The organism is Saccharopolyspora mangrovi (genome assembly GCF_035320975.1).
Taxonomy (GTDB): domain Bacteria; phylum Actinomycetota; class Actinomycetes; order Mycobacteriales; family Pseudonocardiaceae; genus Saccharopolyspora; species Saccharopolyspora mangrovi.
Window position 1 is genome coordinate 1 of sequence record NZ_JAWLNX010000028.1, and the last position, 7,550, is coordinate 7,550.

The 7,550-nt window shown below is 69.8% G+C and carries 8 protein-coding genes; 4 read left to right on the forward strand and 4 right to left on the reverse strand.

What is annotated here, in order from left to right; translation table 11 throughout:
* Window positions 1-1,222: MFS transporter (locus R4I43_RS28660; RefSeq protein WP_324268818.1), on the reverse strand; the 1,222-nt coding region annotated here is incomplete at its 3' end.
* 165 nt (window positions 1,223-1,387) lie between these two features.
* Between R4I43_RS28660 and R4I43_RS28665 the strand changes: the two genes are divergently transcribed.
* The 3 genes from R4I43_RS28665 to R4I43_RS28675 are packed head-to-tail and all read left to right on the forward strand — an operon-like array spanning window position 1,388 to window position 2,911.
* The gene (locus R4I43_RS28665) at window positions 1,388-1,756 is read left to right on the forward strand and encodes a hypothetical protein (RefSeq protein ID WP_324268819.1); all 369 of its coding nucleotides are present in this window, start codon (window positions 1,388-1,390) and stop codon (window positions 1,754-1,756) included.
* 14 nt (window positions 1,757-1,770) lie between these two features.
* The gene (locus tag R4I43_RS28670) at window positions 1,771-1,965 is read left to right on the forward strand and encodes a hypothetical protein (protein ID WP_324268820.1); all 195 of its coding nucleotides are present in this window, start codon (window positions 1,771-1,773) and stop codon (window positions 1,963-1,965) included.
* A 49-nt stretch (window positions 1,966-2,014) separates the two neighbouring features.
* Window positions 2,015-2,911, forward strand: a complete 897-nt coding sequence (locus tag R4I43_RS28675; RefSeq protein ID WP_324268821.1) for a polysaccharide pyruvyl transferase family protein — start codon at window positions 2,015-2,017, stop codon at window positions 2,909-2,911.
* Here R4I43_RS28675 and R4I43_RS28680 read toward each other — a convergent pair.
* The 3 genes from R4I43_RS28680 to R4I43_RS28690 all read right to left on the reverse strand — a co-directional run bounded on the left by R4I43_RS28680 (window position 2,905) and on the right by R4I43_RS28690 (window position 6,100).
* The gene (locus R4I43_RS28680; RefSeq protein WP_324268822.1) at window positions 2,905-4,689 is read right to left on the reverse strand and encodes a thiamine pyrophosphate-requiring protein; all 1,785 of its coding nucleotides are present in this window, start codon (window positions 4,687-4,689) and stop codon (window positions 2,905-2,907) included. The two genes, R4I43_RS28675 and R4I43_RS28680, sit on opposite strands and share 7 nt — an antisense overlap.
* Before the next feature lie 74 nt (window positions 4,690-4,763).
* Complete coding sequence (locus tag R4I43_RS28685; RefSeq protein ID WP_324268823.1) at window positions 4,764-5,630, reverse strand: SDR family oxidoreductase; 867 nt, start codon at window positions 5,628-5,630, stop codon at window positions 4,764-4,766.
* An 80-nt stretch (window positions 5,631-5,710) separates the two neighbouring features.
* A complete protein-coding gene (locus R4I43_RS28690) occupies window positions 5,711-6,100 on the reverse strand; it encodes a DUF2267 domain-containing protein (RefSeq protein WP_324268824.1) in 390 nt (129 codons plus the stop codon).
* 105 nt (window positions 6,101-6,205) lie between these two features.
* On the opposite strand from R4I43_RS28690, the gene R4I43_RS28695 reads away from it, so the two are divergent.
* On the forward strand, window positions 6,206-7,483 hold the full coding sequence (locus R4I43_RS28695; RefSeq protein ID WP_324268825.1) for an ATP-grasp domain-containing protein: 1,278 nt from the start codon (window positions 6,206-6,208) through the stop codon (window positions 7,481-7,483).
* Window positions 7,484-7,550 lie beyond the last annotated feature (67 nt).

Here is a 7,550-nt window from a genome sequence, read left to right on the forward strand (position 1 = left end):
CGGCGGGCATCGCGCGGCGCTGCGGGGAGCGGGCGAACAGCAGCCAGGCCACGGCCGTGGCCACCACCGTGACGGCACCGGCGATCTCCAGCGCCGGGCCGGGACCGGCGAACTCCGACAGCCACCCCAGCAGCGGGCCGCCGATGGCGCCGGAGGCGGCGGTCACGATGCCCTTGGCGGCAAGGACGCGGCCGCGCATGTCCTCGTCGGTGTCGAGCTGGATGCGGGTGCTGGTGGCAGTGTCGAGCACGACCGCGCCGATGGCGATCGGCACCAGCAGCGCCGCGAAGCTCCACAAGGTGGGTGTGGCACCGCTGAAGAACTGCAGGACGCTGGTGCCCAGCGCGGTCCACAGCACCAGCCGCAGCGTCAGGTTCTTGCAGGCGGCGGCGAGGAACCCGCCGAGGACCGTGCCGACGGAGAAGATCACCGACAGCACGCCGTAGCCCTCTGGGCCGGCCGCGAGCGGGCCGCTGCTCATCGCCGCCATCGTGACCTGGTAGTTGCGGCCGAGGCAGGACAGCACGAAGCCGAGCAGGAACATCAGCACCAGCGGCCGGTGGCCGAGCACGTACCGGATGCCGGCCTTGACCCCGGTCCGCTCCGCCGTGCTCGTGGCCAGGTGGAACATCCCCTCCGGGCGCACCTTGGCGATCGCCACCAACACCGCGCCGAAGCTCACCGCGTTGATCGCGAACAGCAGCGGGATCCCGGTGACGGCCACCATCGCCCCGGCCAGCCCCATCCCGAGGATGCGACCTCCCGAACTCAGGATCGAGCCCAGGCCGAGGGCGTTGCTCAGGTCTTCGCGGGGCACCAGCTGCGAGCCGAACCGGCCGAGCGCCGGGCCGTCGAAGACCGTCACCACTCCGCCGAGCAGCGCGAGCGCGTACACGGCGGCCAGCGGCCCGTCGACCCACGCCAATCCGACCAGCACCAGGGCGAGCAGGCCGTGCAGGGACTGGGTGATCAGCAGCACGCGCTTGGTCGGCCACTTGTCGGCGACCGAGCCGGCCACCGAGCCGAGCAGCACGCCGGGCAGCAGCTGGAACAGCAGGGAGAGCCCGAGCAGGCCGGGCGAGCCGGTCTTGACGAGCACGAACCAGTTCAGCGCGAGGTTCTGCATCCAGGCGCCGGTGACGGAGACGAAATCGGCGACCGCCCAGCGGCGGTAGTTGGGATGTCGGAACGCGCGGAACATCGGCGCCACGGCTGAGCGCACGCGGAATTCCTTCCGGGGGGAGTCACGGGGCGATCTCCGCTGGTCGGGGGAACCGTCGCGGAAACCGTCACGACGGTGCCACCGGATTCGCCGAGATCGACACGTTTTGTGCCCGGGCTCTCAGGAATTGCGGTGCGATTTCTCGCGTTTTCCACGGAATGCAGAATGACTGACCACGAAGCGTCAACGACTGGCGTTCGGGACGGCCCTCGCGCGAATTCCGCTCCCGCGCCGGGTTTGACCAACTCCGCTGCTGCCAATCCTCCGGGTGCGAGCGGAAACATCCGTGACGAGGAGGATTCCATGGCCGGCGAACCCGACAGCCCGGTGAAGGACAAGAACTACAACCTCATCACCGTGTTGCAGTTGTCCTTGCACCACGCGTGGATGCTGGACCAGTACGTCAAGGATGCCGAGTCACAAGGCGATGACGAGCTCGCCAAGTGGCTGCACCGGATTCAGGACAACAACCTGAAGGCCGGTGAACAAGGCAAGCAAATGCTGCTGAAGCGACTGCAATACGAGAACGGCTGAGAGGAATCACGACCATGAACGGTGACCGGATCCGTCAACTGACCAAGCGAGTGCGCGAGGGGATCGCGCAGCACAACCCGGCGAAGCCGAAGAACGAGGCTTCGGCGAAGAGCGAACAGGGGCAGCATCGTCGTTCGAGCCGGGCGAACTCGCTGCTCGACACGGGTCCGCGCGTCCCCCCGCAGACAGGACCGCGCAAGAAGCGCTGATCGTGGCGCCCCGCAGGACGGGGCGCCACTTCTTCGCGATGGGGGCTCGATGCGGGTGCTGGTGACCGGCTGGGCGAGCTTCCTGCACGGCGAAGCCACCGCCGGAGATGTCGCGAGCCTGCAGCGGGTGGCCGCGCGGCTCGCCTCCGACGGGATCGACCACGACATCGTCCTCAGCCCCGGGTTCGCGCCCGGAGCAACCCACTTCGACGACGCCGACCCGGCGGATTACACGCACGTGCTCTTCTGCTGCGGTCCCGTGCACGGTGGGCAGCTGGAAGAGCTGCACCGCCGCTACTCGGGGTGCGCGCGGATCGCCGTCGGCGTCTCGGTCGTCGATCCCCGGTCCCGCGCCGCCAACGGCTTCCACCGCTTGTTGCCCCGGGACGGCCCGGGGTTGCGCGCCTCCCCGGACCTCGCCGCGGGCTTCGAGCACCGCCAGGTCCCGGTGACGGGTGTGGTGCTGGCCCCGGGACAACCCGAGTACGGCGAGGACTCCAGGCACGACGTCGCGCACGCGACCCTGCGGCGCTGGCTGGCCGGCCTGGACGCCGCGCGGGTCCCGCTGGACACCCGGCTGGCCGACGGCGAGTGGCACCTGTGCTCCACACCCGAGGCGTTCGCCTCGCTCATCGCGCGCACCGACGTGGTGGTCACCACCCGCCTGCACGGGCTCGTGTTCGCGCTGACCGAAGGGGTGCCCGCGCTGGCCGTGGACCCGGTCTCCGGCGGCGGCAAGGTGACCGCGCAAGCGCACGCGCAGGGCTGGCCCGCCGTGATCGCCGCCGACGACCTCTCCGAGGCTGAGCTGGACCGCTGGTGGCGGTGGTGCCGATCCGACGACGGTGCCCGCCGGGCCGCGGCGATCCGTGGCTCGGCGGGCACCAGTTCCGCGCTGCTGGACGCGCTGGCGCGCGAGCTGCACGCCGCAGCGCTGGATCAGTGACGTCCGGGCAGGAAGTCCTGCGCCTTGGCCTTCACGCCTTCCTTGACCACCGACCACGCCTCCGGGTCTCCCTTGAGCATCGCCGCGGCCATCGACTCCACCTGGCTCCAGTCGGCCTGCGGCGGGATCGGCGGCACCGACGGATCGGTGACGAACTCGACCAGGCACGGCTGCCTGCTCGCCAGCGCGTCCCGCCACGCGTCGGCGATGTTGCTCGGGTCCTCGACCCGGATGCCGCGAAAACCGACGCTGCGCGCGAAACCCGCGTAGTCGAAGTCCGGAAGCCGTTGCGAGGGCGTGAACTGCGGCGCACCACCCATCGCCCGCAGCTCCCAGGTCACCTGGTTGAGGTCGCGGTTGTTGAGCACGCCGACGACCAGGCGCGGATCCGACCACTCCTGCCAGTACTGGGCGATCGTGATCAGCTCGTTGATGCCGTTCATCTGCATGGCGCCGTCCCCGACCAGCGCGATCACCGGGCGGTCCGGGTGCGCGAACTTCGCGCCCGTGGCGTACGGCGCGCCGGGGCCCATCGTCGCCAGCGTGCCCGACAGCGAGCACCGCATGCCTCCGCGCACGCGCAGGTGGCGGGCGTACCAGTTGGCGGCCGAGCCGGAGTCGGCGGTGATGATGGCGTCATCGGGCAGTTGCGGGGACAGCTCGTGGAACACCCGTTCCGGGTTGACCGGGTCGGCCTCGACCCCGGCGCGGCGCTCCATCAGCTCCCACCAGTCGCGCACCCCGTTCTCGACCTTCTCGCGCCACGCGCGCTCGGTCTTGCGCCGCAGGCGCGGCAGCAGGGCCTGCAAGGTGGCCTTGGCGTCGCCGAGCAGGTTCACCTCGAACGGGTAGCGCATGCCGATCATCATCGGATCGATGTCGATCTGCACTGCCCGGGCCTGCTCGAACTCCGGGAGGTACTGGCTGTAGGGGAAGCTCGCGCCGATCATCAGCAGCGTGTCGCAGTCGCGCATCAGTTCCCACGAGGGCCTGGTGCCCAGCAGCCCCGAGGCACCGGTCACCCACGGCAGGTCGTCGGGCAGGACGTCCTTGCCCAGCAACGCCTTCGCCACCCCGGCGCCGAGCACCTCGGCCGCGGTGGTGACCTCCTGCGCGGCGCGTCGGGCGCCCTGGCCCACCATGATCGCCACGCGCTCACCGGAGTTGAGCACCTCCGCGGCGCGTTCCAGATCGGGTTCGGCCGGGATCGTCACCGCCTCGGAGATGCCCACGCTGGAGGGCACCATCTTGAAGTCGTGCGTCGGCGGCGAGTAGTCCTCCTCCTGCACGTCGCCCGGGATGATCAGCGCGGCGACGGTCCGCCGCGCGTGCGCGGTGCGCATCGCGCGGTCCAGGGCGTTGGGCAGCTGCTGGGGCGTGGAGACGACCTGCACGTACTCGGCCACGTCCTTGTACAGCGAGGACAGGTCGACCTCCTGCTGGTAGGAGCCGCCGAGGGAGGTGCTGGCCTGCTGGCCGACGATCGCCACCACGGGAACGTGGTCGAGCTTGGCGTCGTAGAGCCCGTTGAGCAGGTGGATCGCGCCGGGGCCACCGGTGGCCGCGCAGACGCCGACCTCGCCGGAGAACTTCGCGTAGCCCACGGCTTCAAAAGCGGCCAGCTCCTCGTGCCGCGCCTGGATGAAGCGCGGGTCGTCATCGGCGCGCTCCCACGCTGCGAGGATGCCGTTGATGCCGTCGCCCGGGTAGGCGAAGACGTGCTCCACTCCCCAGGTCCGCAGACGTCGCAGCAGGTAGTCGGCCACGGTTTCGGCCATGCCGCACACTCCGATCATCCGGTTGGGTGCCGTTCTCCCGGCGATCTACCCGGTTCGGCGCTCGTTCAACCGCCTCAGCCCGGATGCGTCTCGCCACCGACCGGGGCCAGCACCTCGCCGGTGTAGTAGCTGGACAGGCGGTCGGAGGCGAAGAACACGTAGGACGGAGCGATCTCGTCCGGATGTGCCATGCGTTGCATCGGCGTCTGCTCGCCGAAGCCCTCCACCTTGTCCTCGGTGAGCGTCGCCGGGATCAGCGGTGTCCACACCGGACCGGGCGCGACGCAGTTGACCCTGATCCCCTTGTCCGCCAAGGTTTGCGCGAACGACTGGGTGAGCACGTGCACGGCTCCCTTGCTGGCGGAGTAGTCCATCAGCGACTTGTTGCCGCGCAGGCCGTTGACCGACCCGGTGTTGATGATCGCGCTGCCTTCCGGCAGGTGCCGCATCGCGGCCTTGCACAGCCAGAAGACCGCGTAGACGTTGATCTCGAAGGTCCGGGTGAACTGCTCGGTGCTGATCGCCTCGATCTCGTCCTGCGGTGCCTGGGTCCCAGCGTGGTTGACCAGCACGTCGAGGCCGCCGAGCCGGGCGGCGGCGTCGTCGACGAGGCTGTTGCAGTAGTGCTCGTCAGCGACGTCGCCGCGGAACAGGTAGCAGTGCCTGCCCTGCGTGCGCACCAGCTCGGCGGTGCGCTCGGCGTCGGCGTCCTCGCTCGGGTCCAGGTAGGCGATCGCGACGTCGGCGCCCTCCTTGGCGAAGGCGATGCTCACCGCGCGACCGATGCCGGAATCACCGCCGACCACCAGGGCGCGCTTGCCCGCCAGGTGCCCGGCTCCGGCGTAATCGCGCATCTCGTCGCGCGGACGAGGCCGCATCGGCTCGGTCGTGCCGGGCGGTTGCTGTTGCTGAGCCGGTGCGCTGCGGGGCGGTTGGTCCATGACGTCCTCCACGTCGACACGTCGCCGTCGTCCGGTCGGATACCCGCTCCGCGGGTCGCCTCACACCACCCTTCGGTGCGTCAGGCCAGTTCCGGGTGCCCGAAGAACGTGGCGAAGCCGCTGGGCAGCTGGCTGAGCACGTGGTTGAGCTCGCCGCCGTCGATGCTCTCGGTGACCGTGGTGAGCACGGCGCTGACGTCCCAGCGGGCCGTCTCGGTGCTCGCGCCGTCCAGGCGGGCCGCGACCGCGCCGGCGAACTCGTCCGGCGACAGGTTCGGCATGGACCGCCCCTCGGAGCGCAGCGCGCCGGCCAGGTCGCCGGGCAGCTGCGCGGCGAGGTCCTCGGCTTCGTCCGCGGTGATGCGGGCGCCCAGCACGCCCAGCACGCGCTGCGTCACCTGCTCGGCACGTTCGGTCGACTCGTACTCGCCGAGGCGGCGCACGTTCGCGATGAACTCGTCGTACCGCATGACTCCTCCCTTTCGTGGTCGTGCGTGGTCGTCCTCAGGGTTTCCACCTGCGGCCAGGGCGAAAACAGCCGGATTAGGCGCAGACGATCTGGGTATGCGTGGTGTGTGATTGAGAGGCCGAAGAACGTGTTCCTGCTCGGACCCGACGAGCGCAACCTGGCGCTGATGCGCGAGCTGACCCACCTGGAGCCGTACCGCTTCCACCCGTTGCTGGACAAGGAGAAGCTGATGTACAGCGACACCGGGTTGGATCGGTTGCTGGAGCTCGCCCAGAACCAGCTCGACGACTTCTCCGGTCCGATCGACGCGATCGTCGGGTACTGGGACTTCCCGGTCAGCTCGATGGTGCCGATCCTGGCGACCCAGAACGGGCTGCCCGGACCGAGCCTGGAATCCGTGGTCAAGTGCGAGCACAAGTACTGGAGCAGGCTGGTGCAGCGCGAAGTCACCAACGCGCACCCCGGTTTCGCGATCATCGACCTCGACGATCCGGAAACGCCTCCGGGGCTCCGGTTTCCGATGTGGCTCAAGCCGGTCAAGTCCTACTCGTCGACGCTGGCGTTCAAGGTCGACGACGAGGAGCAGCTGCGCGCCGCCGCGACCGAGATCCGCGACGGCATGGGTCGAATCGGTGAGGCCTTCGACTTCCTGCTGTCGATGCTGGAACTGCCGCCGGCCGTGGCCGAGGCCGGGGGCATGGCCTGCCTGGCCGAGGAGGCGGTGCAGGGCGAGCAGATCACCGCTGAGGGCTACTGCTACGGCGGTGAGGCGCACGTGCACGGCATCATCGACTCGCACTGCTACCCGGAGACGTCCAGCTTCCTGCGGTACCAGTACCCCTCGCGGCTCCCCGAGGAGGTCCAGGAGCGGGTCGTGGCCATCAGCCGCGACGTGATGCAGCACGTCGGGTTGGACTCCTCGACGTTCAACATCGAGTTCTTCTGGGACACCGAGACCGACGCGCTCAACATCCTGGAGATCAACCCTCGGCTGTCCCAGTCGCACGCCCCGCTGTTCGAGCTGGTCGACGGCATGCCCAACCACCAGGCCATGGTGCAGCTCGCGGTCGGCGAGGAACCGACCATGCCGCGCCGGGAGGGCGAGCACCGCATCGCCGCCAAGTGGTTCCACCGCACGTTCCGCGACGCCCTGGTCAAGAGCACGCCCTCCGAGGAGGACCTCGGCCGAGTGCGCCAGGAGGTTCCCAGCGCCACGCTCGACGTCGTCGCCGAAGAGGGCAGGCAGCTCTCCGAGCTCCCGGCCCAGGACAGCTACAGCTACGAGCTCTTCGCGGTCTACCTCGGCGCCGACGACGAGTCCGAGCTCCGAGCCCAGTTCGACCGCTGCGTCGAACTCCTGCCCTTCGACCTCGACGAATGCTGACCAGCGCTCCGGGCGGGGGACCCCGCGGGGGTACCCGCCCGCCGCGCGGCGCGGCCGCATCCGCCGC